The sequence below is a fragment of the Nocardia amamiensis NBRC 102102 genome, assembly GCF_001612745.1.
In the GTDB taxonomy this organism is placed as follows: domain Bacteria; phylum Actinomycetota; class Actinomycetes; order Mycobacteriales; family Mycobacteriaceae; genus Nocardia; species Nocardia amamiensis.
In genome coordinates this window covers 22,059-45,764 of record NZ_BDBA01000045.1, presented here as the reverse complement: position 1 = coordinate 45,764, position 23,706 = coordinate 22,059, and the positions used below count along the sequence as shown (strand labels likewise).

General features: G+C 66.8%; 23 protein-coding genes and 1 pseudogene. 14 read left to right on the top strand and 10 right to left on the bottom strand.

Annotation, left to right across the window (positions count from 1 at the left end; all coding sequences use genetic code 11):
* Positions 1–56: 56 nt before the first annotated feature.
* The 6 genes from NA4_RS11725 (at position 57) to NA4_RS11705 (ending at position 9,234) form a co-directional block, all read left to right on the top strand.
* Entirely contained in the window at positions 57–554 is a 498-nt protein-coding gene (locus NA4_RS11725; RefSeq protein ID WP_084496993.1) for a single-stranded DNA-binding protein, read from the top strand.
* Between the two features lie 80 nt (positions 555–634).
* Positions 635–2,311 (top strand): energy-dependent translational throttle protein EttA, encoded by a 1,677-nt coding sequence (gene ettA / locus NA4_RS11720; RefSeq protein WP_067468503.1) that lies wholly within the window; start codon positions 635–637, stop codon positions 2,309–2,311.
* Positions 2,312–2,805: 494 nt separating this feature from the next.
* Positions 2,806–2,928, top strand: coding sequence for a hypothetical protein (locus tag NA4_RS43225; protein ID WP_281032437.1), 123 nt, complete (start codon positions 2,806–2,808; stop codon positions 2,926–2,928).
* A 189-nt stretch (positions 2,929–3,117) separates the two neighbouring features.
* Complete coding sequence (locus NA4_RS11715; RefSeq protein WP_067468500.1) at positions 3,118–8,058, top strand: NAD-glutamate dehydrogenase; 4,941 nt, start codon at positions 3,118–3,120, stop codon at positions 8,056–8,058.
* Positions 8,059–8,066: 8 nt separating this feature from the next.
* Positions 8,067–8,519 (top strand): acyl-CoA thioesterase, encoded by a 453-nt coding sequence (locus NA4_RS11710; RefSeq protein ID WP_084496992.1) that lies wholly within the window; start codon positions 8,067–8,069, stop codon positions 8,517–8,519.
* A 49-nt stretch (positions 8,520–8,568) separates the two neighbouring features.
* Positions 8,569–9,234: a DUF8185 domain-containing protein gene (locus NA4_RS11705; RefSeq protein WP_067468497.1), complete on the top strand. Its 666-nt coding sequence runs from the start codon at positions 8,569–8,571 to the stop codon at positions 9,232–9,234.
* Positions 9,235–9,824: 590 nt separating this feature from the next.
* Here the strand turns inward: NA4_RS11705 and NA4_RS11700 are convergent.
* Together NA4_RS11700 and NA4_RS11695 are read right to left on the bottom strand one after the other, a co-directional pair.
* Complete coding sequence (locus tag NA4_RS11700) at positions 9,825–10,136, bottom strand: AzlD domain-containing protein (protein WP_067468494.1); 312 nt, start codon at positions 10,134–10,136, stop codon at positions 9,825–9,827.
* Positions 10,133–10,828, bottom strand: a complete 696-nt coding sequence (locus NA4_RS11695) for an AzlC family ABC transporter permease (RefSeq protein ID WP_067468491.1) — start codon at positions 10,826–10,828, stop codon at positions 10,133–10,135. The genes NA4_RS11700 and NA4_RS11695 overlap by 4 nt, the downstream gene beginning before the upstream one ends.
* Positions 10,829–10,881: 53 nt before the next feature.
* Between NA4_RS11695 and NA4_RS11690 the strand changes: the two genes are divergently transcribed.
* Complete coding sequence (locus NA4_RS11690; RefSeq protein ID WP_067468489.1) at positions 10,882–11,445, top strand: helix-turn-helix domain-containing protein; 564 nt, start codon at positions 10,882–10,884, stop codon at positions 11,443–11,445.
* Positions 11,446–11,449: 4 nt separating this feature from the next.
* Here the strand turns inward: NA4_RS11690 and NA4_RS11685 are convergent, their stop codons facing one another.
* Entirely contained in the window at positions 11,450–12,154 is a 705-nt protein-coding gene (locus NA4_RS11685) for an HNH endonuclease (protein ID WP_174552929.1), read from the bottom strand.
* 236 nt (positions 12,155–12,390) lie between these two features.
* Between NA4_RS11685 and NA4_RS11680 the strand changes: the two genes are divergently transcribed.
* From NA4_RS11680 to NA4_RS11665, 4 genes are all read left to right on the top strand, one after another.
* Positions 12,391–12,795, top strand: a complete 405-nt coding sequence (locus tag NA4_RS11680) for a globin (protein WP_067468486.1) — start codon at positions 12,391–12,393, stop codon at positions 12,793–12,795.
* 82 nt (positions 12,796–12,877) lie between these two features.
* A complete protein-coding gene (locus tag NA4_RS11675; protein ID WP_373862775.1) occupies positions 12,878–14,482 on the top strand; it encodes a glycoside hydrolase family 13 protein in 1,605 nt (534 codons plus the stop codon).
* Positions 14,483–14,587: 105 nt separating this feature from the next.
* Positions 14,588–14,866 carry an aa3-type cytochrome oxidase subunit CtaJ gene (gene ctaJ, locus NA4_RS11670; protein ID WP_067468480.1) on the top strand — a complete coding sequence of 93 codons (279 nt, stop codon included), beginning with the start codon at positions 14,588–14,590 and terminating at the stop codon, positions 14,864–14,866.
* Positions 14,853–15,317, top strand: coding sequence for a DUF5130 domain-containing protein (locus tag NA4_RS11665; protein ID WP_067468477.1), 465 nt, complete (start codon positions 14,853–14,855; stop codon positions 15,315–15,317). Before ctaJ ends, NA4_RS11665 begins: the two co-directional genes overlap by 14 nt.
* Before the next feature lie 60 nt (positions 15,318–15,377).
* Here the strand turns inward: NA4_RS11665 and pepN are convergent, their stop codons facing one another.
* A complete protein-coding gene (gene pepN / locus NA4_RS11660) occupies positions 15,378–17,960 on the bottom strand; it encodes an aminopeptidase N (RefSeq protein ID WP_067468474.1) in 2,583 nt (860 codons plus the stop codon).
* Between the two features lie 203 nt (positions 17,961–18,163).
* Between pepN and NA4_RS11655 the strand changes: the two genes are divergently transcribed.
* Positions 18,164–19,000 carry a phosphoribosylaminoimidazolesuccinocarboxamide synthase gene (locus tag NA4_RS11655; protein WP_067468471.1) on the top strand — a complete coding sequence of 279 codons (837 nt, stop codon included), beginning with the start codon at positions 18,164–18,166 and terminating at the stop codon, positions 18,998–19,000.
* Positions 19,001–19,058: 58 nt separating this feature from the next.
* On the opposite strand, the gene NA4_RS11650 is transcribed toward NA4_RS11655, so the two are convergent.
* From NA4_RS11650 to NA4_RS11635, 5 genes and pseudogenes are all read right to left on the bottom strand, one after another.
* Positions 19,059–19,577: a DUF6879 family protein gene (locus NA4_RS11650; RefSeq protein ID WP_067468468.1), complete on the bottom strand. Its 519-nt coding sequence runs from the start codon at positions 19,575–19,577 to the stop codon at positions 19,059–19,061.
* Between the two features lie 62 nt (positions 19,578–19,639).
* A complete protein-coding gene (locus tag NA4_RS11645; protein WP_245671293.1) occupies positions 19,640–20,269 on the bottom strand; it encodes a DUF5753 domain-containing protein in 630 nt (209 codons plus the stop codon).
* A gap of 18 nt (positions 20,270–20,287) precedes the next feature.
* Positions 20,288–20,473, bottom strand: a pseudogene (locus NA4_RS42525) (helix-turn-helix domain-containing protein); the annotation flags it as partial.
* Positions 20,470–20,982: a DUF6879 family protein gene (locus NA4_RS11640; RefSeq protein WP_067468583.1), complete on the bottom strand. Its 513-nt coding sequence runs from the start codon at positions 20,980–20,982 to the stop codon at positions 20,470–20,472. The pseudogene NA4_RS42525 and the gene NA4_RS11640, both read right to left, overlap by 4 nt.
* Entirely contained in the window at positions 20,963–21,322 is a 360-nt protein-coding gene (locus NA4_RS11635) for a hypothetical protein (RefSeq protein WP_245671287.1), read from the bottom strand. The genes NA4_RS11640 and NA4_RS11635 overlap by 20 nt, the downstream gene beginning before the upstream one ends.
* Positions 21,323–21,514: 192 nt before the next feature.
* Here NA4_RS11635 and NA4_RS11630 point away from each other — a divergent pair, with 192 nt between their 5' ends.
* Both NA4_RS11630 and NA4_RS40260 read left to right on the top strand, forming a co-directional pair.
* A complete protein-coding gene (locus tag NA4_RS11630; RefSeq protein ID WP_067468462.1) occupies positions 21,515–21,733 on the top strand; it encodes a hypothetical protein in 219 nt (72 codons plus the stop codon).
* Positions 21,730–21,900 carry a hypothetical protein gene (locus NA4_RS40260; RefSeq protein WP_157128952.1) on the top strand — a complete coding sequence of 57 codons (171 nt, stop codon included), beginning with the start codon at positions 21,730–21,732 and terminating at the stop codon, positions 21,898–21,900. Before NA4_RS11630 ends, NA4_RS40260 begins: the two co-directional genes overlap by 4 nt.
* Positions 21,901–22,875: 975 nt before the next feature.
* Here the strand turns inward: NA4_RS40260 and NA4_RS11625 are convergent.
* Positions 22,876–23,358: an NUDIX hydrolase gene (locus tag NA4_RS11625; RefSeq protein WP_067468580.1), complete on the bottom strand. Its 483-nt coding sequence runs from the start codon at positions 23,356–23,358 to the stop codon at positions 22,876–22,878.
* Positions 23,359–23,706 lie beyond the last annotated feature (348 nt).

The following is a 23,706-nucleotide window of genomic DNA, read 5'->3' as shown; positions in this document are numbered from 1 at the left end:
TCCTGGAGGGGGAGGAAATCCGGACCAGCCCGGATCCGAATGCGAAGGGGCCAACTATGTACGAGGCGAACGCGACCGTCATCGGAACGATCGCTACTCATCCGATCAAGCGGGACCTGACCAATGGCGAACAGGTGGTCACGTTCCGGCTGGCGAGTAACTCCCGCAGGCTCGATCACACCTCGGGGCAGTGGGTGGACAACGGCACGCTGTATCTCACCGTCAGCTGCTGGCGCAGGTTGGTGGCGGGGGTCGAGGCGTCGCTGCGCCGCGGCGACCCGATCATCGCCTACGGTCAGCTGCGCTCGCACGAATACCGCAGCAAGGACGGCGTCGAGCGCCGGGATCTGGAGATGCGCGCCACCGCGGTCGGGCCGGACCTGTCCCGCTGTGCCGCGCAGGTGACGCGATGGTCCGATCCGGCGCCGCGGAATACTTCGGCGGGTTCGAGCGCTGACAATCGGGAGCCGGTCGGCGACGCGCCGGGGGAGGACGTCGCGGCCGTAGGCTCCACACCTCCCCGCGGCAGCGTGCCCGAGCCCGTCGGTACTTGACCGCATGACCGGTTTTCGTCCGGCGGCAGTGGTGGCTCTGCTTCGTCCTCTCGTATCCCGCACCGATAGGCTGCACACTTATGGCTGAGTTCATTTACCAGATGAAGAAGGTTCGCAAGGCGCACGGCGACAAAGTCGTGCTCGACGATGTCACCTTGAACTTCCTTCCCGGCGCCAAGATCGGCGTCGTCGGCCCGAACGGCGCGGGTAAATCCAGCGTGCTGAAGATCATGGCCGGACTGGACCAGCCGAACAACGGTGACGCCTTCCTCGCTTCCGGTGCCACGGTCGGCATCCTCCAGCAGGAGCCCCCGCTGAACGAGGAGAAGACCGTCCGCGGCAACGTCGAGGAGGGTCTCGGCGAGATCAAGGTCAAGCTGGACCGCTTCAACGAGATCGCCGAGCTGATGGCCACCGACTACTCCGACGAGCTCATGGACGAGATGGGCAAGCTCCAGGAGGAGCTGGACCACGCCGACGCGTGGGACATCGACTCGCAGCTCGAGCAGGCGATGGACGCGCTGCGCTGCCCGCCGCCGGACGAGCCGGTCACCACTCTCTCCGGTGGCGAGCGCCGCCGGGTCGCGCTGTGCAAGCTGCTGCTGAGCAAGCCCGACCTGCTGCTGCTCGACGAGCCGACCAACCACTTGGACGCGGAGAGCGTGAACTGGCTCGAGCAGCACCTCGCGCAGTACCAGGGCGCCGTGCTTGCGGTCACCCACGACCGGTACTTCCTGGACAACGTCGCGCAGTGGATTCTCGAGCTCGACCGCGGCCGTGCCTACCCCTATGAGGGCAATTACTCCACCTACTTGGAGAAGAAGGCCGAGCGCCTCGAGGTGCAGGGCAAGAAGGACCAGAAGCTGCAGAAGCGGCTCAAGGAAGAACTCGCCTGGGTGCGTTCCGGCGCCAAGGCCAGGCAGGCGAAGAACAAGGCCCGCCTCGGTCGGTACGAGGAGATGGCGGCCGAGGCCGAGAAGATGCGGAAGCTGGACTTCGAAGAGATCCAGATTCCGCACGGCCCGCGTCTGGGCAATGTGGTGGTGGAGGTCGAGCACCTGGACAAGGGCTTCGGCGACCGCCAGCTGATCAAGGATCTGTCGTTCACGCTGCCCCGCAACGGCATCGTCGGTGTCATCGGGCCGAACGGTGTCGGTAAGACCACGCTGTTCAAGACCATCGTCGGGCTCGAGCAGCCCGACAGCGGCGAAGTGAAGGTCGGCGAGACGGTCGAGCTGAGCTACGTCGACCAGAACCGTGCGGGCATCGACCCGAAGAAGACGGTGTGGCAGGTGGTCTCCGACGGCCTGGACTACATCGAGGTCGGCCAGCAGGAGATGCCGTCGCGCGCCTACGTGAGCGCCTTCGGTTTCAAGGGACCGGACCAGCAGAAGCCCGCGGGGGTGCTCTCCGGTGGTGAGCGCAACCGCCTCAACCTGGCGCTGACCCTCAAGCAGGGCGGCAACCTGATTCTGCTCGACGAGCCGACCAACGATCTCGACGTGGAGACCCTCGGCTCGCTGGAGCACGCCCTGGATCAGTTCCCCGGCTGCGCCGTGGTCATCTCGCACGACCGCTGGTTCCTCGACCGCACCTGCACCCACATCCTCGCGTGGGAGGGCGACGCGGACAACGACGCCAAGTGGTTCTGGTTCGAAGGCAACTTCGAGGCGTACGAGGCGAACAAGGTGGAGCGTCTCGGCCCGGAAGCGGCCCGCCCGCACCGGGTTACGCACCGGAAGCTGACCCGCGGCTGAGTCGGCTACGGCGGGGTGGGTGCCGCCGACTCGCACCCACCCCGGTCGGGCCGCGCGTCTCTGCTGACGGCTCACGCGTTGCGCGGGTAGTGGTGCAACTCGGTCGCGCGGGTCGCTCGGCCGCGCGCTTTGCACCCTGATTTCGCGCATCGGCTCGAGGTGAACGCGCCCGAGCTAGCGGACGGCTGCACCTACGCCGCCACGAGGCGGACGGTTCGGTGAAGTCGCATGGCGGTCACACCAAGGCTGCGGCCGGTATCGGCGGACGAAGCTGTGCGGCACAGGAGTTCTGCATCAGACATTGGCGCGGCGCAATGATTTCGGCGGAGGTGCGTGGAGTCGGCGGATCTCCACTGTGGCAGGCGTGTGCCGAGTCCCGAGTCCACGGCGGAGCCGGTGGACGGGTGCCCCCGTGAAGCGGCGCCCTGAACCTTGGGCGACAACCCGGACCAGGAGTGACACCTACCCGCGCGTAGCTCGCTAGGGTGGGAGTTGTGAATGCGCAGGCGCAGTTCGAGCAATCGGTGGCCGGGACCACCGACGCGGTGGCCGAGCTGACCCGAGGTACCGGTACGGCGCCACTGCCGCCGCGGATACGACCTGTAGCGCTCACCTGACGTTCGCGGGTCCGATCTTGTACTGCGCCGAGGTCGACTGTTGGGCCTCGGCACCTGAGCGGCGAACTCCGCGGTCGTGGTGAATACCCGGATATCGGAAGGGAACTCACCCACGTGTCTTCGGCGCACAGTTACTCTCGGACCGGCGTCACTTTGTTACGGAACCGATATCCGAGGAGTTGGCGAAAAATGACCGTCTCGTCCGAATTGTCCAGCGCGGCGTGGGCCGCGGGTTTGCCGCAGTCGCTGCGCGGCGACCTCGCGACGCTCGAGGAAGCGTATTTCCGCCACGTCGACGCGGGCGATGTGGACTGTGCGATCACCGGCATCACGCAGATCTTCCGTCGGCACATGGAGCTGGCGGTGACTCGCCTCCCCGGTCGCGCGTTGGTACGTGTGTACCACCCTGATGACGGGTCCGGGGTCGGCGCCGCGGTGCAGATCGTCACCGACGACATGCCGCTGCTGGTCGAGTCGATCAGCTCGTCGTTGAGCCGGATGGGTGTCAGCGTCAGCGAGATCATCCACCCGATCTTCGAGGTCGAGCGGGACCCCGACGGGCGGCTGACGCACGCCGCACCGCATGAGGTCGACGGCACCGGCGCGGCCGGTCTCCGCGAATCCTGGATGCATGTGCAACTGCATCCGTCGACCAGCCCGGCGCTGTTGGCCAGGGTCGAGGCCGCCGTCCCGGACGTGGTCGACGACGTGCGCCAGGTGATCGGCGACACCGAAGCCATCCGGGACGTGCAGGGCAAGCTGGCCGACGACCTGGAACTGGCCGCGCAGTCCGGGTCGGCGCCGTTCACCGCGACCGATTTGGTCGACACGGCCAATCTGCTGCGCTGGCTGGGGCAGGGAAACTTCACTGTCCTCGGCTATGCCCGCTACCGCCTGAGTGCCGGCCAGGGGCAGGAGACGTCCACCATGCTGCCCGGCACCTGCCTCGGCGTGCTGCGGCCGGATGTCGGCACCGACTTCCACGTTCCGGTCAACGGCGGCGACCGTCCGCTGCTCACGCTGACCCAGGGGTTGGTGCCCGCCACCGTGCACCGCTCGGTGTATCCGTATTTCGTCGGTGTCGCCGACTTCGACGCGACCGGGACGATCATCGGCGAGCATCTGTTCATCGGCGTCTTCACCGTCACCGCGGTGCACGAGAACGTCTTGGATATCCCGGTGATCGAACGCCGGGTGCGGTCGGCGATCGAGGCGAGCGGATTCGATCTGGATTCGTTCTCCGGTCAGGCGATGCTCGAGGTCATCCAGTCCTTCCCGCGCACCGAGCTGTTCTCCTCCGATGCCGAGACGCTGCGGCGCACCTCGACCGCTGTGCTGAGCGTGGGCCTGCGCCGCCAGGTGCGCCTGTTCCTGCGCGCGGACGCCTACGGCCGCTATGTCGCCTGCCTGGTCTACCTGCCGCGCGACCGCTACACCACCCGGGTCCGGCTGGAGATGCAGGACATCCTGGTCCGCGAATTGGGCGGCGTGTCCATCGACTACTCCGCGCGAGTGGGCGAAAGCGATTTGGCGCGTGTGTATTTCACGGTGCGAATGGCAGAGGCCGAGTCCGGCGCTCCGCCTCAGGCGCCACCGGCCGCCGACACCTCCGAAGTCAACCGGTTGCGTCTGCAGAGCCTGCTCGCCGAGGCGAGCCGCACCTGGGACGACCATCTGAACGACGAGGTGAGCGCGTCGGCGGTGCTCGATCCCGCCGTGGTGCAGCGGTACGCGCAAGCCTTCCCCGAGGGCTACAAGCAGGATTTCTCTGCCACTCGCGCACTCGCCGACATCGTGCGCCTGGAGCGGCTGCGGGACGGCGGCATCGACCAATACCTCTACCGCAAGCCGGATTCTGAGCCGGGTTCGTGGCGCTTCACCCTCTACATCGGTGGGCGGGGCATTTCCCTGAGCCAGGTGCTCCCCGTGTTGCAGAGTCTCGGCGTCGAGGTGGTGGACGAGCGGCCGTACCAGGTCGAGCTGGAGACCGCGGCCGATGGCGGCGCGGGCGGTGAGCGGTGGATCTACGACTTCGGTCTGCTGGCCCGCCCCGAATTGCTGCGCAGTTCGCTGGACCGGGATCTGGATGCGGAGCTGCTCGAGTCCTCCAAGCGCGCCGATGTGCTGGAGGAGGAGGTGCGGGGTCTGCGCGAACGGTTCGTGGAAGCGTTCGAGGCGATGTGGTACGGGCGCGCGGAGGCGGACGGCCTCAACGAGCTGGTACTGCGCGCCCGGCTGCCGTGGCGGGCCGTCTCGATCCTGCGGACCTACGCGAAGTACTTGCAGCAGGCCGACTTTCCGTACAGCCAGGCGAACATCTGCCGGGTGCTGCTCACCTATCCGGATATCGCGCGGTTGTTCGTCGACCTGTTCGCGGCGCGGTTCGATCCCGATACCGTCTCCGCCGAGCTTGCCGCCGAGCTGGAGGTCCAGGTGCGCGGCCGGATCGATGATGTCGTCAGCCTGGACGCGGACCGCATCCTGCGTGCGATGCTGGGCTTGGTCAAAGCGACGCTGCGGACCAACTACTACGTGACCGACCGGGAAAGCAGGTCGCGCGATTACGTCTCGGTGAAGGTCGAACCGCACGCGATCGCCGAATTGCCCAGGCCGCGTCCGCAGTTCGAGATCTTCGTGTATTCACCCCGCGTCGAGGGCGTGCACCTGCGCTTCGGCTCGGTGGCGCGTGGTGGTTTGCGATGGTCGGATCGGTTGGAGGACTTCCGCACCGAGATCCTGGGTTTGGTGAAGGCGCAGGCGGTGAAGAATGCCGTGATCGTGCCGGTTGGCGCCAAGGGTGGGTTCGTGGTCAAGCAGCCACCCGCGGCGACTGGTGATCCGGTGGCGGATCGGCAGGCGTTGGGCGCGGAAGGTGTTGCCTGCTACCGCACGTTCATCTCCGGCCTGCTCGATATCACCGACAATGTGGACCGTGTCAGCGGTGAGGTGTTGCCGCCCGCGCGGGTGGTGCGCCGGGACGGTGACGACACCTACCTCGTTGTTGCGGCCGATAAGGGCACCGCGACGTTCTCCGATATCGCCAATGATGTGGCCCAGAGTTATGGCTTCTGGCTGGGTGATGCGTTCGCTTCGGGTGGCTCGGCGGGTTATGACCACAAGGCGATGGGTATCACGGCCAAGGGTGCGTGGGAGAGTGTCAAGCGGCACTTCCGTGAGATGGAGATCGACACCCAGTCGCAGGATTTCACGGTCGTGGGTGTCGGTGATATGAGTGGTGATGTGTTCGGCAACGGGATGCTGTTGTCGGAGCACATCCGTTTGGTGGCCGCGTTCGACCACCGGCACATCTTCCTCGACCCGAATCCGGATGCGGCCATCTCCTACGCCGAACGACAGCGGTTGTTCACGCTGCCGCGCTCGTCGTGGGCCGATTACGACGCCGCACTGATCAGTACCGGCGGCGGCGTGTGGGACCGGACGGTGAAGGCGGTGCCGATCAGCCCGGAGGCCAGGGCGGCGCTCGGACTGGCCGACGACGTCGAATCGCTGTCGCCGCCGGAACTGGTTCGCGCGATCCTGCTCGCGCCGGTCGACCTGCTGTGGAACGGTGGCATCGGCACCTACATCAAGGCGAGCACGGAGACCAACGCCGAGGTGGGTGACAAGTCCAACGACGCGGTCCGGGTCAATGGAAATCAATTGCGTGTCAAAGTGATCGGCGAAGGCGGCAATCTCGGTGCGACCGCGCTGGGCCGTATCGAGTTCTGCCGCAACGGCGGCAAGATGAACACCGACGCGCTGGACAACTCGGCGGGTGTGGATTGCTCCGACCACGAGGTGAACATCAAGATCCTGCTGGACGCCGTCGTCTCCAGCGGACAGCTGCCGGACACCGAGCGCAACCCGCTGCTGGCCTCGATGACCGACGAAGTCGCGCAGCTGGTTCTGCGGGACAACGTGGCGCAGAACTTCCTGATGGGCATTTCGCGCACCGAGGCCGCGCAGATGCTCAGTGTCCAGATGCGGCTCATCGAGGATCTCGAGCAACGCCGCGGCTTGGATCGCGAACTCGAGGCGCTGCCCTCGGATCAGGAGATGAAGCGCAGGTTGGAGGACGGCGGGGGTCTGGCGTCGCCGGAGATGGCGAACCTGATGGCGCATGTGAAGCTGTCACTCAAGGCCGATCTGCTCGATTCCGACCTGCCCGACAGCCAGTACTTCGCCGCGCGGCTGGCCGAGTACTTCCCGACGCCGCTGCGCAGCCGTTTCGGCGCGGCGATCAAGCGGCACCGGCTGCGCAGGGAGATCGTCACCACCATGATCGCCAACGAGATGGTTGACTTCGGCGGTGTCACCTACGCGCACCGGTTGAACGAGGAGATCGGCGCGACCACCACCGACGCGGTACGCGCCTTCGCCGCGGCCAGCGGGATCTTCGACCTGCACGAGATGTGGGTGCGGATCCGGGCATGCGACGCGCCCGCCTCGGTGCGCGACCTGCTCGAGCTGGAAACCAAGCGGACCCTGGATCGAGCGTCCCGGTGGCTGCTGAGCAACCGGCCGCAGCCGGTCGCGGTCGGCTCGGAAATCAGCCGGTACCGCAACGAGGTGCGCGAACTCGCACCGAAGGTGCCGGGCTGGCTGCGCGGGCATCACGTATCCACGCTCACCGACCAGTCCGCCGAGCTGATCGCGCGCGGCGCGCCGATCGATCTGGCCACCGAGGTGTTCGGCCTGCTCAACCTGTTCCCGCTGCTGGACATCGTGGACATCGCCGACATCACCGACCGGGACGGCGACGAGGTCGGCTCGCTGTACTACGCGCTGAACGATCACCTCAAGATCGATTGGCTGCTGCAGGCGGTCAGCCATCTCGAACGCGGCGACCGCTGGCACGCGCTGGCCCGGCTGGCGTTGCGCGACGACATGTACGGGTCGCTGCGTTCACTCACCCTCGACGTGCTCTCCGGCGGCGACCCGGAGGAGACGGCGGACGAGAAGATTGCATACTGGGAGTCGAAGAACCAGTCCCGCCTCGGCCGAGCCAGGGCGGCACTGTCGGAGTTGTTCGAGTCCGGGACCCACGATCTCGCCACGCTGTCGGTTGCAGCGCGGCAAGTGCGGAGCATGGTGAGCGGGGTGGGCGCTCAATCGGAGGTACCACGGTGACGAGGTCGATGCACAGAGACGGGACCGCGGCGGGCAGTCTTGTGCTGCCCAAGCGCTTTCACGCCAAAGTGGAAGTCAGATGGTCGGACATGGACGCGTTCCAGCACGTCAACCATGCCCGCATGGTGACGCTGCTGGAGGAGGCGCGGATCCCGTGGCTGTTCGAGGACGGCCGCCCGACCGCCCCGCTGCGCGAGGGCTGCGTCCTCGCCGACCTGCGGGTCCGCTACCGCGGCCAGCTGCGGCACGAGGACACGCCGCTGGATATCGCGATGTGGATCGAGCAGCTCCGCGCGGTCGATTTCACCATCGGCTACGAGGTGCGTGCCTCCGGCGCCGAGCCCGGCTCACCGGCGGCGGTGGTCGCGTCCACCCAGATCGCGGCGTTCGACATGCGGGCGCAGCGGTTGCGCAGGCTCACCGACGCCGAACGCGACTATCTGTCCGAGTGGATGGAGTGAAGCCCTCGCGGGTCGGTGATCGTCCAGTGGTGACCGCGGAGCAGTCGTGATGGCGGAACAACGAGTGCTGCACGTGTCCGATCCGGCGGAGCGGGAGAATCTCGCGACATTCCTGGCCAGAGCCGCGCGGCTGGACCCGGCGGCGGTGGTGCGTCTGCGCCGTCGCGGGGAAGGCTACGTGGCCGCGTGGGTGGCCACCGGTTTCGAGGCGCTGGCGGTGCGCACCGTGGTCGCCGAGCTCGGCGTCGACGATGTGACCGTCGGCGCCGAGCTCTTGCTGGCCGGGCTGGCCGGCGGCAGCCCGATCGACCTCGGATATTCGATGGACTCCGCCTGGCGTGGCGCACTGCCGCCCGCGGACGGCTTCACGCATGTCGACGACGTGCCCGCGCGCACTCTGGTCGAACTCGCCGAACAGGGTGCGCGGCTGGCGAAGGAACACGGCAGCAGCCACGGCCCGCCCGCCTCGCTACTCGATCAGGCCGTGCTGACCGTGTCCGGTGCGGGCATTCAGGTGCAGGTACCGATGCGGGTCGTCTTCGCGCTCACCGCAATGGATTTCATCCCACATTCGGGAGAGAAGGCCGATCCGGGCCGCATTCCGCCCGCCGAGATCGTTCGGGTCCGCGCCACCAGAACCTGGTTGCGGCTGGACGCCCGCTATGGCTCGGTCGCCCGCCGCCTCGGCGGTGGGATTCCGCTGCTGCCGCACTGAGCTCTGTCCAATTTGCAGCGCCTGCGGCGCTGCGTGTTCGCGGCCCCCTTGTGGCTCGCGTCCGAGCGACCGCCGCTGGCGACTTCGTCGCTTGCGCGTCGGCCGCTCGGACGCGAGCCGGGCCGCGAACTGGCAATGCTCGATCTCGCTGCGCTCGAAAACGGGAGTGGAGCCGGTGTGGTTGCGCGAGATGGAAGCGCGGCATCGAGGTCCGCCGTCCGCGGAGGCGTGCTGGTGGGGTGCCTGTGGCGAGTTCGTCGCGGACGTGGCGGCCAACTGGCCACGAATGGGGTTGGCTTCTCCCATCGCTCGAAAGTCGAGGTTGGGCATATGCGGGGCACTTCGCCGATGCCATCGGTGCCGCGTTGAAGCTGTCGCTGTGCATTGCTGCCGGGCGGCCGCGTTGTCGCCGCAGTGCGCGCGAGGGCCTTGTGTGCGGCCGAGTGTGTGCCGGGTGCTGAGGCGAATTCCGTAGTAGCACATGGCCGCCCGGAGACGATTGATTGAATGGGCGGCGCCGTCAGCAGGAGGGGACGGCGCCGCCCCGTATGAGTGGAGAAGAGGCTGGCGGAGAACGCTTTTCGGGATGGTCAGGAGACACCGAACAGGCGTACCAACGCTGTGGTCGAGGCGGCGGCCAGAATCACCACCAGGATGGGTTGCCGTTTCCAGGCGAGTGCTCCGCCGACGAGAACGCCTGCGGGCATGGCGAATCCGAGATCACCCGTGCCGAACGGCAGGGTGGTGACGGCGACCAGTGCGGTGAGCAGGACGACCGCGCCGATCTCCAGCAGGCGCACCGTTCGTGCGGGAATGCGGACCCGTTCGCGCAGTGCCGGACCGGCCCAGCGGAAGGCGTAGGTGCCGACGGCGAGGGCGAATATTCCGGCGGCCAGCATCATCGCGCTTCCGGTGTGACGGCTGCAGCCGGTCGTTCGCGCGCAGCGACGAGCACTCCCGAAAGAGCAAGCAGCACAGGCAGTCCGGTCGGCAGGAAGGGTGCGGTGGCCAGCGCGACCGCAGTGCCGACGCCCACCGCGCCGAGCGTGGCTCGATCGCGCAGGGCTGGCAGCACCAGCGCGAGCAGCACCGCGGGAAACACCGCGTCCAATCCGAGGGCCGAGGTATCGGGGACCACCGACCCGATCAACGCTCCGATCGCCGCACCGCCGGGCCACGCGAGCAGCACCCCGGCGCCGGTGACCCAGTAGGCCGCCCGCTTGCGCCGCGCGTCGGGCTGCGCGATCGCCAGCGCCACGGACTCGTCGTTCATCAGATGCACGCCGAGCGGCCGCCGCCAGCCGGTGCCGACCACGTCGGGAACCGACAGCCCGTAGGTCAGGTGCCTGGCATTCACCAGCAGCCCAGCGAGCACGGCCGCGATCGGGCTACCGCCGGTGGCTACGATGCCGAGGAAAAGGAACTCCGAGCTTCCGGCGAGCACCACGCAGCCGAGGAGGATGGGCAGCCAGATCGGGAAGCCCGCATCGACCGCCGTTGCCCCGTAGGAAACCCCGATCACACCGACGGCGGCGCAGACGGCCGCGATGCCCAACAGCCCATCTCGGCTCAGTGTTCGCCATATCGAACGCATGTTTTCTATAGTGAACATGGCAGGCCGGTTCGTCAATATGGTTTTCTGTTGGCATGACGCAGCAGGACGCGACGACACCCCAGGCGGTGATCGCCTCCGCGCTGCGCCGCGAGCGCACCAGGGTCGGGTTGTCGCTGAGCGAGGTCGCCCATCGGGCAGGTATCGCGAAATCCACGTTGTCGCAACTGGAATCGGGAACCGGGAACCCGAGCCTGGAGACATTGTGGGCGCTGTGCGTCGCGCTGGACATGCCGTTCTCCCGGTTGCTCGACCCGCCGCGCCCGAACGTGCACCTGATCCGGGCGGGCGAGGGCCCGGTGGTGGCCGCCGAGCAATCGGAGTATCGAGCCACGTTGCTGGCCGCCGGTCCGGCCAACTCGCGCCGTGATCTGTTCCGCATCACCGCGGAGCCCGGGCATGCGCGCAGATCGGACCCGCACATCCCGGGCGTCGTCGAGCACGTGCTGCTCGCCGAGGGACGCGCGCTGGTCGGCCCCGTCGACGCGCCGGTCGAGCTACATCCCGGCGACTACATCGCCTACCCAGGCGATCAGCCGCATGTGTTCGAGGCCCTGGCGTCGCCGACCTGGGCGACGCTGGTGATCGAATACACCTGAGGGCTCAGGCCGCGCCTTCGCCGAGATACTGCAACCACACCGGGTCGAGTTCGGCGGTGGTCGACAGCAGGCGCCAGTGCGGGCCCTTCGGGGAGACCAGCGGGGAGCGCAGGGTCCAGCCCAGTTCGCTGAGCAGCCTGTCTGCCTTGCGATGGTTGCACGGCGCGCAGCTGGCGACGCAGTTCTCCCAGGAGTGTTCCCCGCCGCGGCTGCGCGGGATGACGTGATCGATGGTCTCGGCCTTGCCGCCGCAGTAGCCGCACCGATAGCGGTCCCGGTGCATGAGGGCGGCGCGAGTCATCGGCACCCGGGCGCGGTAGGGCACATGGACGTAGCTGCGCAGGCGGATCACCGACGGAATGGCGACCGACGTCTCGGCGGAGTGCACCACCGGTCCCTCGTCGTTGTGGTGAACGGCGTCGGCCTTGTCGCAGATGAGCAGGACGATCGCGCGGCGCGCGGACAAAGCGGTGAGCGGCTCGTAGGTGGCGTTCAGAAGCAGCACCCTGGTCTTGAGCCAGTTCGTGCCCTCGGTGGGCGGTGCGGTGGGGCGGGGGCCGTGGTCGTGATGGCCACGATGTCCGCCCGGGTGATAGTCGGACAAGATGTGCAGCGGAGTAGCCCCCGACCCACGATTGTGGACGTCGGCGGGCTGGAGTTGTCGGTGCGCTCGCACCTCATGTGACCGCGCACTGTGCCGCTGCTTCATCTCGACCTCGATTTCATGATTGGCAGGATCATGTGGTATCTGCGGAGCAGAGACTGTCACCCAGTTGACCATGGAACGTCGGGCAATGCACGGTGATTTCCAACAATGTCCGGTTAACTGTGGCTGAAGAGCAGCTCACCCGCGACGTTTCCCGGCGCTGAGCGGCAGCGGGAGGGCAGCCGCGCGCCGACGCGGGCACAATGGACAGCGGCGCATCCGGTGAATCGAGAGGGTCTATGACTTCGGGCGAGCAGACAGCGACGTCGTTCTACGAGACGGTCGGCGGGGCGGAGACGTTCCGGCGGATCGTCGCGACGTTCTATCGCGAGGTCGCGGCCGATGAGGTGCTGCGTCCGCTCTATCCGGAGGAGGACCTCGGTCCGGCCGAGCGCCGGTTGCGGATGTTCCTCGAGCAGTACTGGGGCGGCCCGCGCACCTACTCCGACGAGCGCGGCCATCCGCGCCTGCGCATGCGGCACATGCCGTTCACCATCGGACCGATCGAGCGCGACGCCTGGTTGCGCTGCATGCGTATCGCGGTCGCGGAGATCGAGCCCGAAATCCTCGACGACGAGCACCGCAAGGCGCTGCTGGACTACCTGGAGATGGCCGCCAACTCGTTGGTGAACGCCCCGTTCTGACAACGCGTTCGCGCGCGCCGGGAGAGGTGTGTGTCGACCGCGTTGCGGTGGGGGCGAATTCGGCTTTGGCACTATGGCGGATGTGAGTGATGCACCAGCCGTGACTGCCCCGGTGGATCGCGCCACCCAGCCGTGGTGGCGGTCGGCCGTGTTCTACCAGGTATATCCGAGATCCTTCGCGGATTCGAGCGGCGACGGGATCGGTGATCTCGGCGGAGTCCGGGACAAACTCGGTTACCTCGAACTGCTCGGCGTCGACGCGCTGTGGGTCTGTCCGGTGATGCGTTCCCCGATGGCCGACGGCGGCTACGACGTCGCCGATCCGCGCGACATCGACCAGCTCTTCGGCGGTCTCGCCGCGATGGACGCGCTGATCGCCGAGGCGCATGCCCGCCGGATCAAGGTGACCATGGACCTGGTGCCCAACCACACCAGTGATCAGCACCCGTGGTTCCACGCGGCGCTGGCGGCGGGCCCCGGTAGCCGGGAACGCGAACGGTACATCTTCCGCGACGGCCGCGGACCCGGCGGCGCCGAGCCGCCGAACAACTGGCCGAGCATCTTCGGCGGACCCGCGTGGACCAGGGTCACCGAGCCCGACGGCACGCCGGGCCAGTGGTACCTGCACATCTTCGCCCGCGAGCAACCGGACCTGAACTGGGCCGATCCCGAGGTCGCCGCCGATTTCGAGCAGACTCTGCGGTTCTGGCTCGACCGTGGCGTGGACGGGTTCCGGCTCGACGTCGCGCACGGCATGGCCAAACCCGACGGCCTGCCCGACATGCCCGAGCTCGCCGTCTCGGCCCTGCTCGCACACGACGACAGCGACCCGCGCTTCAACAACCCCGCGGTCCACGAGATCCACCGCCGGATCCGCAAGGTGGTCGACGAGTATCCGGACGCGGTGACCATCGGCGAAGTGTGGGTGAACGACAACACCCGCTTCGGCGAGTACGTGCGCTCCGACGAACTGCACTTGGCGTTCAACTTCCGTCTCGCCGAGGCCGCGTTCGACGCCGGGGCGGTGCGCGACGCGATCGGCAATTCGCTCGCCGCCGTCGGGCCGGTCTTCGCCGTGCCCACCTGGGCGCTGTCCAACCACGACATCGAGCGCGAGGTCACCCGGTACGGCGGTGGCGCGGTCGGCGTCGCCAGGGCGCGCGCGATGATCCTGCTGGAGCTCGCGCTGCCCGGCTCGGTGTTCATCTACAACGGCGCCGAGCTGGGACTGCCCAACGTGGATGACCTGCCCGACGAGGTGCTGCAGGATCCGGTATGGGAGCGCTCCGGGCACACGCAGCGCGGCCGCGACGGCTGCCGGGTGCCGCTGCCGTGGGAGGGCGCCGCGCCGCCGTTCGGGTTCACCGCCGGCACGCCCTGGCTGCCGATTCCCTCCGAGTGGGCGGGGCTGACGGTGGAAGCGCAGCTGGAGGAGCTCGGCTCCACCCTGTCGCTGTACCGCATGGCGATCGAACTGCGGCGGCTGCGGCCGGAGTTCGCCGGGGACCGGATCGAGTGGTACGGCAGCCCGCCGGGCTGTCTGGCGTTCCGGCGGCCCGGCGGACTGGTCTGCGTGCTCAACGCCTCGAACGCGCCGATCCAGCTGCCGCCCGGGGAGGTGCTGCTGGCCAGCGCACCGTCCGACGGCGGACAGCTGCCCCCGAACGCGACGGCCTGGCTGGTGTGAGAACGGACCGAAAAGCCCAGGTCGCGGCGGGGTGGCAGGGCCGAGGACCGGCGAACGGCTCGACCGGACGAAGAACTACTACACACGATCGTCTACCTTTGACCCGTGAGCATTCTCGAGACAGTGCTGATCTTCGCCGGCATTCCGCTGGTGATCTACGGCGTCATAGCCGGGTTGTCGTTTCTCGGTAAGCCACTGCCTGGCGAGAAGCCGGTCCACTTCGCCCTCGGCCAGAAGTGGACCTCGGCGCCGGTGCTGTGGAGTGCTACCGACGAGGTGACCGTCCCGGGTCACCACATCGCAGAGACCTCGCATGGACACCATGCGGCCATCGAGGCCACCGAGGTGGAGCTGATCGGAGGACGGGCAAGTGGCAGGTTCTAAGTGGCCCGCGGTGGTCGAAGCCGATCTGCCGCACGGATACGCGCTCACCAGTAGCGGGCGCGTCTCCGGCGTGCACGAGGCGGGCGATGTGTTCAAGGAAGCGCCGTTCAACGATCACGAGCGGCTCACGATGGACAACGTGCTCACCGAGGCGACCCGCGCGACCAAGGTGCGTTTCAGCGTCTACATCGGCGATCTGGGCCACGACCCGGCCGCGGGCGCGGACGCGATCTTCCCCGGCACACCGGAGGCGGCGCGCTCGGTGCTCATCGCCGTCTCGCCCAACGACAAGGCGATCGAGGTGCGTGCGGGCCGCGACGTCGCCGACCGCGCGAATGATCGCGTCTGCCAGCTCGGCGTCACCGCGGCGCTGAGCTCGATCCGGCAGGGCCAGCTGATCGACGGCCTCGTTTCGGCGGTTCGCGTGATGGCCGCTGCCATCGGTAGGTAGCCAGATAGGTCGTAGCCCGGCGCGTCCACCCCTTCAACGGGGTGGACGCGCCGGTTTCGTTTACGGCTGGGCGTCAAACGTGCGGGCGCGCAGGGAGCGTTCGATGCCTGCCTTGCCCTCGCTGACCAGTCGGTGCAGGGCGGGTGGGTGGTCGCCCGCGAGGAACTTGTCGGCGACGGACACCGCGTCCTCGCTGATCGCCCAGTGCGGGTAGAGGCCGACCACCACGGTTTGGGCGACCTCGCTGGAGCGGCGCTCCCAGACGCTGGGGATCTCCGCGAAGTACTGCTCGACGTAGGGGGCGAGCAGCTCACCCTGTCCGGGTGGCGCGAAGCCGCCGACGATCGAGCGGGCGGTGACGTTGGGCACCGAGTCGTCGCGCATCACGGTGGCCCACGCCTGTTCCTTCACCTCGGCGATCGGCCGGGCCGTCGCCGCCGCGGCCGCTTGGCGCTTGCCCGCCGCGGTGGGGTCGCCCGCCAGCTCCTGGTCGATGACGGGGGTTTCCAGTCCGTCGGCATCGATCTCACCCGCGGCAGCGAGCGCGGACACGAGCCGCCAGCGCAGGTCGGTGTCGACCACGAGTCCGGCCAGTCCGACCTTCGCCGGGTCGCCGTCGAGCAGCTCGCGCAGCACCTCGGTGTGCCAATCCGACAGCTTCGCGCCGGTCAGCGCATTGACGAAGGCCAGCTGGTGATCCGAGCCCGATTCGGCTTCGCGAGCCAGTTCCAGGAGCCGGTTCGCGTAGTCCGGCCAGCCGGTGGCATCGGCCCAGGCCGGGTCGGCGTAGCTGCCGATCGCGAGGTTGGCCTGCATCAGAAGTCGTTGCACCACACCGATTTCGGTCTCGGCGCCGACTCCGCGCTGAATCAGCGCGACGAAATCGCGGGCGCGGAACTCGGCTTGGCGAGTCATCTCCCAGGCCGCCGACCAGGCCAATGTGCGCGGCAGCGGCTCGGCGATGTCGGCGATGCGGTTGACCAGCACGTCGAGCGAGCCGGCGTCCAGCCGGATCGAGCAGTACGTGAGATCGTCGTCGTTGACCAGCACAAACTGGCCGCGCGGCACGCCGACCAGCTCCGGGACCTCGGTGCGCTCGGTGGCGTCGAGGTCGAGCTCGACGCGCTTGGTGCGCACCAGCTTTCCGTCCTGATCGTCGTAGACGCCGATGGCCAGACGGTGCACGCGCCGCTCACCCGCGCCCGGCTGGGCGCCCTCCTGGACCACGGCGAACGAGCTGAACCTGCCCTCGGCGTCCACCTCGAAGTCGGGGCGCAGGATGTTCAGGCCGGTGGTCTTCAGCCACTGCGCGCCCCAGGTGGACAGATCCCGCCCGGACGACTTCTCCAGCGCCGCCAGCAGATCGTCGAACGTGGCGTTGCCGTAGGCGTGCTCGGCGAAGTACGCGCGCAACCCCGCCAGGAACGGGTCCAAACCCACATAAGCGACCAGCTGCTTCAGGACGCTGGCGCCTTTGGCGTAGGTGATGCCGTCGAAGTTCACCTCGACGGCCGCGAGATCCGGGATGTCCGCGGCGATGGGGTGCGTGGAGGGCAGCTGGTCCTGCCGGTATGCCCAGGACTTCTCCACGTTCGCGAAGGTGGTCCACGCGTTGGCGTATTCGGTGGCCTCGGACTGGCACAGTACCGAGGCGAAGGTGGCGAAGGACTCGTTCAGCCACAGGTCGTCCCACCACTTCATGGTGACCAGGTCGCCGAACCACATGTGCGCCATTTCGTGCAGCACGGTCTCCGCGCGACGCTCATAGGACGCGCGGGTCACCTTGGAGCGGAAGACGTAGTCCTCCAGGAATGTCACGGCGCCCGCGTTCTCCATGGCACCGGCGTTGAACTCCGGCACGAACAGCTGGTCGTACTTGCCGAACGCGTAGGGGACGCCGAAATTGCCGTGATAGAAGCCGAAGCCCTGTTTGGTCTCGGTGAACAGCCGCTCGGCGTCCATGTACTCGGCCAGCGAGGAGCGGCAGTACAGACCCAGCGGGATGCTGCCGTGCTCGTCGGTGTAGACGTCGGTCCACCGCGCGTACGGGCCCGCGATGAGCGCGACCAGGTAGGTGCTCATTCTCGGGGTGGTGTGGAAGACGTGCTTGCCCGGGTCGGCCGCGAGCGTTTCCACGACGGCGCTGTTGGACACGACCTGCCAGTCCGCGGGCGCGGTGACGGTGAGGTCGAAGGTCGCCTTCAGATCGGGCTGGTCGAAGCAGGCGAACATCCGCTTGGCGTCGGCGGTTTCGAACTGCGAGTACAGGTACACCGCGTCGTCGGTCGGATCGACGAACCGGTGCAGGCCCTCGCCGGTGTTCGAGTACTCGCAGTCGGCCTCCACCACCAGCTCGTTGCGCTCGGCCAGATCGTTCAGCGTGATACCGGTCGATTCGTCGTAGCCGGAGATGTCCAGCGCGGCGCCGTTGAGCACCGCCGAGCGGACACCGCGCGCCACGATGTCGACGAACGTGCCCGCGCCCGGCGTCGCGGTGAAGGTGACGGTGCTGCGCGATAAGAAGGTCTGCTCGCCCGGTTTGCCCGCCCCGTCGGTCAGGTCCAGCTCGATGCGATAGTTCTCGACCGACACCGTCGAGGCTCGTTCGATTGCCTGTTCGCGAGTGAGGTTGGGTGCGGACATAGGGCTCCTTCGTGGTCGAAGAACTGGCACGTGCGCCACCAACAATGCCACCTCGCAGCGGTCAGCCGCGCGGGACTTTCCCGACCGGCCCCGGTGAGCCGGATCGTCAGCGGTAGCGGACGGCGTGCCGGGCGCCTCCGGCGGGCGGCGGTATTGTGCCTGGTGCAGGGCAGGTTCACCAGCACGGATTCGGAGGCTCGAGGTTGAAGCATGTGCACGCCGGGAAGGTGCGTGACCTCTACGAGGACGGCGACACGCTGTTGCTGGTCGCCTCCGATCGGGTGTCGGTGTACGACGTGGTGCTGCCGACGCCGATCCCGGACAAGGGCGCGCTGCTGACGCAACTGTCGAATTGGTGGTTCGAGTACTTCACCGACGTGCCGAATCACGTGGTCTCAGCGACCGACGTGCCCGCCGAGTTCGCCGGACGCGGCATCCGGGTCAAGCCGCTGAAGATGGTGCAGGTCGAATGCATCGCGCGCGGCTACCTGACCGGGTCGGGTCTGGTGGAATACCGGCGGACCGGCACGGTGTCCGGGGTGGCGCTGCCGCCAGGGCTGCGCGAGGGCGACAAGCTGCCCGAGCCGATCTTCACGCCGACCACCAAGGCGTCCGAGGGACACGACGAGTCGATCACCTTCGCCGACGTGGTGAACCAGGAGGGTCGCGAAGTCGCCGAGCGGCTGCGCGAGCTGACCCTGCACATCTACACCCGCGGCGCGGCGCATGCCGCCGAACGCGGCGTCATCGTCGCCGACACCAAGGTCGAATTCGGCTGGGACGGTGACGTCCTCACCCTCGGTGACGAGGTGCTCACCTCGGATTCCTCCCGTTTCTGGCCCGCCGCCGAATGGGAGCCCGGCCGCGCGCAGCGCTCGTTCGACAAGCAGTTCGTCCGCGACTGGGCCACCTCGACCGGCTGGGACAAGGAGCCGCCCGGCCCGGAGATCCCCGCCGACATCGTCGCGGCGACGCGGCAGAAGTACGTGGAGGCCTACGAGCTGATCACCGGCCGGACCTGGGCGGGCGTGCCGCGATGAGCCTTTACCGCCAACGGATGAATAGCCTACGGCCGTCGGCGGTCGAGTGCAGCACGGATTATCGCTCGGCGTACTCCGCGTACGGGATTGCCAGCTGCCAGAGCCGTTCGCGTACCTCTTGGCAGTACGCGACGATTCCGCGGTCTGTGGTTACCGCCAGCCCGGCCGGTGCCCCGATCGGATCGGTGAGGTTGTAGACAACTCGCTCTCCGTCCAGAAGCCACCAGTCGTCCGGCGGTACCTCTCCGGCAAGATTCCTTGCTACGTACCGAATGTCCTCACCTGCTTCGACGTTGTAGCGGGTGACCGACAACAACCACCGCTGATAGTCCGAGAGTGGTTCGGTAACCACCCGGACACGGCTCACGGACACACCCCTGCCGGTTGTCTCCCGCATGAGGTCTTGCCACGGCGTCCGCGTGTACGGCGCTGGTTCGCCAGCGAGGAACGCACGTATCCGGGACTCCTCATTGGATACGTGGTAGACATCGCGGACTTCCAGATGGAACGCATCTCGCTTCAGCTCATGGAACAGTTTCGGCCACAGGTCCGGCTCATCTTTAGTCCGCAGCAGCATTGCCGTAAACGTCCTTTCTTGCTTCGGCACTTCCGGGAGGGGATTCAGTAGACCGGGAGCGCCTACCGCCGCCGGTCGAGTGCGGCACGGATTATCTCTCGTGCCGCTTCCCCGGTTACCGATTGCCTCGCGAGTGTATCGAATGCCTGATGGTAGATTCTGATTTCTCTCGGTTGCGTAATCGTCAGCTCTGCGGTTATCGCTTCGACCAAAACGATTTTGTTGTCGAACATAGAGAAGTTCGTCGGAGCGAACAATATTTCCGCCGTGGCAGGCACAATTCCGAGTGTGACACGTGGTAATCCCGTGACAGCAAGCAATCGGTCCAACTGACCAACCATGACTGCATCGCTGTCCACAGTGGTGTATAGCGCTTGCTCACCTACGAGGAAGTGAAACCGGCGGTTCCCTCGGTAGAGAAGCTGTTGCCGCTCCAGACGCTTCGCTACGCCTGCTTCCACGTCGTCGGGTGTCTGGTAAAACTGGGAGACGTTCCGGAGCACCCCGGCTGCGTATTCAGCCGTCTGCAAGAACCCAGGAACGAAAAACGGGTTGTAGATCCGAACTATCTGCGATGACTCGGTCAGGTTGACCAGCGCGTGTTGGCGTCGCTTGGTGCCGGCGCCGAGTACCTTCCGCCATTCGAGGTACGCAACCTTGATGTTCTCCAGGCTGGCTATGAGGTCTGGCACCTGGTCTACGCACCCACAGTGCTCACACCACGCACGTATATCGTCACGCGACGGCTTGATGCGTCCGTACTCGATTTTTGAGACCTTGGTTTGGTGCCACCCGTTCCGGCGTGCCAGCTCCGCACCGGATAACCCCGAATTGAGACGAAGCTCCCGGAGCCGACCCCCGAGAGCTTCGCGCTGTTGGTGAATTGAGCTGGTCACTGAGTGACATACTCCGCGTACGGTGTTGCCAGCTTCCACAGCCGGTCTCGGACACCCCGGCAGTATTCGGATATACCCGGATCGGTGGTTACCGCTGCACCTGCCGGTTTACCGTCCGCATCCGAGAGGTTGTACGCCACCCATTCGTCATCGAACAGCCACCAATCGTCCGATGGCAGGGTTCCGGCTAGATGCCGGGGTAAATACCTGATGTCTTCCCCTGATTCGATGTTCCTACCGGTCACGGACAACAACCACCGGGTGTAGTCCGAGTGTGGCACCGTGACGACACGGACTCGACTCACCGATACACCCCGGTCGGTGGTCTCCATCATGAGCGCGTGCCACGGTACGGGTGGTTCGTCCGGCGGAGGTTCGCCGGCGAGGAACGCGCGTAGACGCTTGTTCTCGGCAGGCTCGGCGTAGGAGTCCCGGACCTCTAGGTGGAACGCAGAGTGGCGCAACTTCCGGAACCAGTCCGGCCACGGGTCACCGTCGACTAGCAGCATTGCCGTAAAACATCCTTTCTAGCTTCGGAACCTCGATAGCCGTTTCGTCGTCGGCCAGGTCGAGCTGGCTCAGCGTCTCGTCGTCCGTGACCGGTTGGCCCGTCAAGAGGAACGTCCCGCGTCCCGTATCCGTGAGCACAGCACCTATGAACGTATCCGGTTCCAAAAAGCCGAGCAGCAGATGAGGTAGCTCGACGGTATCGGCCCGGTCGGTCGCCCACGCTTGGACGACGTACCCGCCCTGGTCGTTTGCCAGCAAGGTAGGACACCCGTTCGACTCGGACCCACCTTTGCCCAGGAACTTTAACCACATGTCGAGCCCTCCAATCAGGTCATGCACGTGCATGGTTGTTGACTGAGCCAGTCTGACCCAAAAAAGCCGCTTACGACATGCTGAATTCGAACTTTTGCATACCTGTGCATGATCCTGGACCCGGGGTTACCTGGCTCCTTAGCGTTCTGAGCTGGCCCCCGTGACATGTGACGCCCAACCGGTCACGGGGTGCCTACCAAGTGCTTACGAGGGGTCGCGATGGACAGACACACGGCGGTATTCGTGTTCGACGGCGGGCTGTTGGAGGTCGCCGACTGCGAAGACACCTACAACGACGGCATTGTGTATCTGGAGTTGCGTACTCTGCCGCAACGAGTTCCGGCTGCTGGCGAGATAGGTCCGCCGGGTAGCCCGCTCGAGCCTGCTGACGCCGAACTGTGCGGGCGTGTGCTGCGACTGCTGCGAGACCTGCCGTGATCACGCTCGGATGGTTCATTGCGATCGGGGTTCCGCTGGCGGTGTTCGCCGCGGCGGTGTTCTGGCCCGAACGGACACCGAAGGACCGGACCGTCAGAGGAATCCGCGAACGGATCGAGCACGAGTACATGGGCCGGATGAAGCCCGATGGGTCACGAGAGTACTGATCGGCTCCCGGCTGGTCAGGCTATTTGAGATGGAGAAAACGTTGCAGTCCAATATTTCTCGGCTCGGTGCCCTCGTCGCAGCGCTGGGAGCGATGCTGGTTTCCGGCGCAGGCAGCACCATCGCGAACGCCAGTCCGAGCGGGCCGCTGGTGACCGATGCGCGAAGACAGCTGTGTGACAACGGATTCGTCTTCTCAAAGCCGACGATCCTACCGCCGGAGGTTCATGCAGACGCATGGGCTAACTGCGACCTGCCCCGCGACGGCGAACCTGGTCTCACGCATGACTACTACCTGAGCTTGCAGCGGCTCGGTAACTCGGGCCAGTGGGAATCCGTTGGTCAGCACGTACGAACGAGGCTGGTGCCGTGGTCGCGTCAGACCCACACCGCCACTGCTCAATGTATGCCAGGGAAGTGGCGTATGTACGCCCAGGTAGTGGGTACGATCCAGGGCAGGCCGTATGGCCCTGTCGAGACCCCTTCCGATACGCGAGATGTTTCGGCCGACGACTGCAGAGTAGGCGGATGACATGAGACTGCCGAACGGACGGCGGTACGCCGACTACGACGGGCCGGTTACAGTACGCGATCACCTGACCGGCCTATGGCGGGCAGCGACCCGACCGCGACCCCGGCGTTGGTTGAACCCACGGCACACAGGTGCGGGCCACATGCTGCTTCGCGAGATGGGTTGGTGGACAGTGCGGCCCATGATCGGGTGGCGGTCACGGCGGTGGGTCAGCAAGCCGACGTACGCAACCCGCGCGATTCCCGGCAACGATCTCGAGGCAGCACGGAAATGGATGGTCGTGTCACTCGGAATCTGACGGAACCAAGCTCGTACGGTTGACCAGGCCGTGTTGCGACGACCCCTTGAAACGCCCAGTGGCGGGGCGAGTTTGCGTTCACCAGCATGGATTCGGAGGCTCGACGTTGACGAATGAGCACGCCGGGAAGGCTGGCGTAGCGGCCGGTCAGCCCGCCAAGTGTTCGGTCAGCCGGTCCAGATAGGGCCGCTGGCCCGCGACCAGCTTGTCCCGCGCGGTGGCCGGGTCGAACCACTCGGCGCGATCGATCTCCGGGAAGTCCACGAACCGGCCCGAGCGGGGCGGCCACTCCAGCTGGAAGGTTCCCGGCACGACGTCGGCGGGGTCCATGTCGCCCTCGACAGCCCAGGCGGTGAGGATCTTCTTTCCCTTGCCGCTGCCGTAGCGGACTTCGCCCAGCGGTACCCACGCGCCATCGGGAACCGGGAGACCGAGCTCTTCGGTGAACTCGCGACCCGCCGCGACGCGCGCGTCCTCCGTCTCCGGCTCGTACTCGCCCTTGGGAATCGACCACGCGCCCAGGTCTTTTCGCGCCCAGAACGGCCCGCCCATGTGCCCGAGCAAAACCTCGACCGTCCCGGCCGCACTTCGGCGGAACAACAGAACACCCGCACTGTGTTTTTCTGCCACACCGGTAGTCTGCCTTCGCGGCGGTGGGCTGTGTGCCCCGGCTCGCTCGTGTCCGCGGTCCAGGCAGCACACCGAGGAGAAACACAGCGGCGGAAGATCGACCTCCGAATCCATGGTCGCCAGCTCGACCATGCAGGCACAGACCTGCCTTCGAGCGATACCGCGCATGGCCACGTACACGCCGTGCAGGCGTTGCACTGCGAACAGCGCCGCGAAACGTCCATCGCGGCTAGGAGTGCTGCGGTTGTCGCCCACGTAACCGGATCGGCGCAACCTCGCTTTCGAGTGCAGCGAGGCCGAGCATTGTCTGTTCGCGGCCGGGCTCGCGTCCGAGCGGCGTCGCGCAAG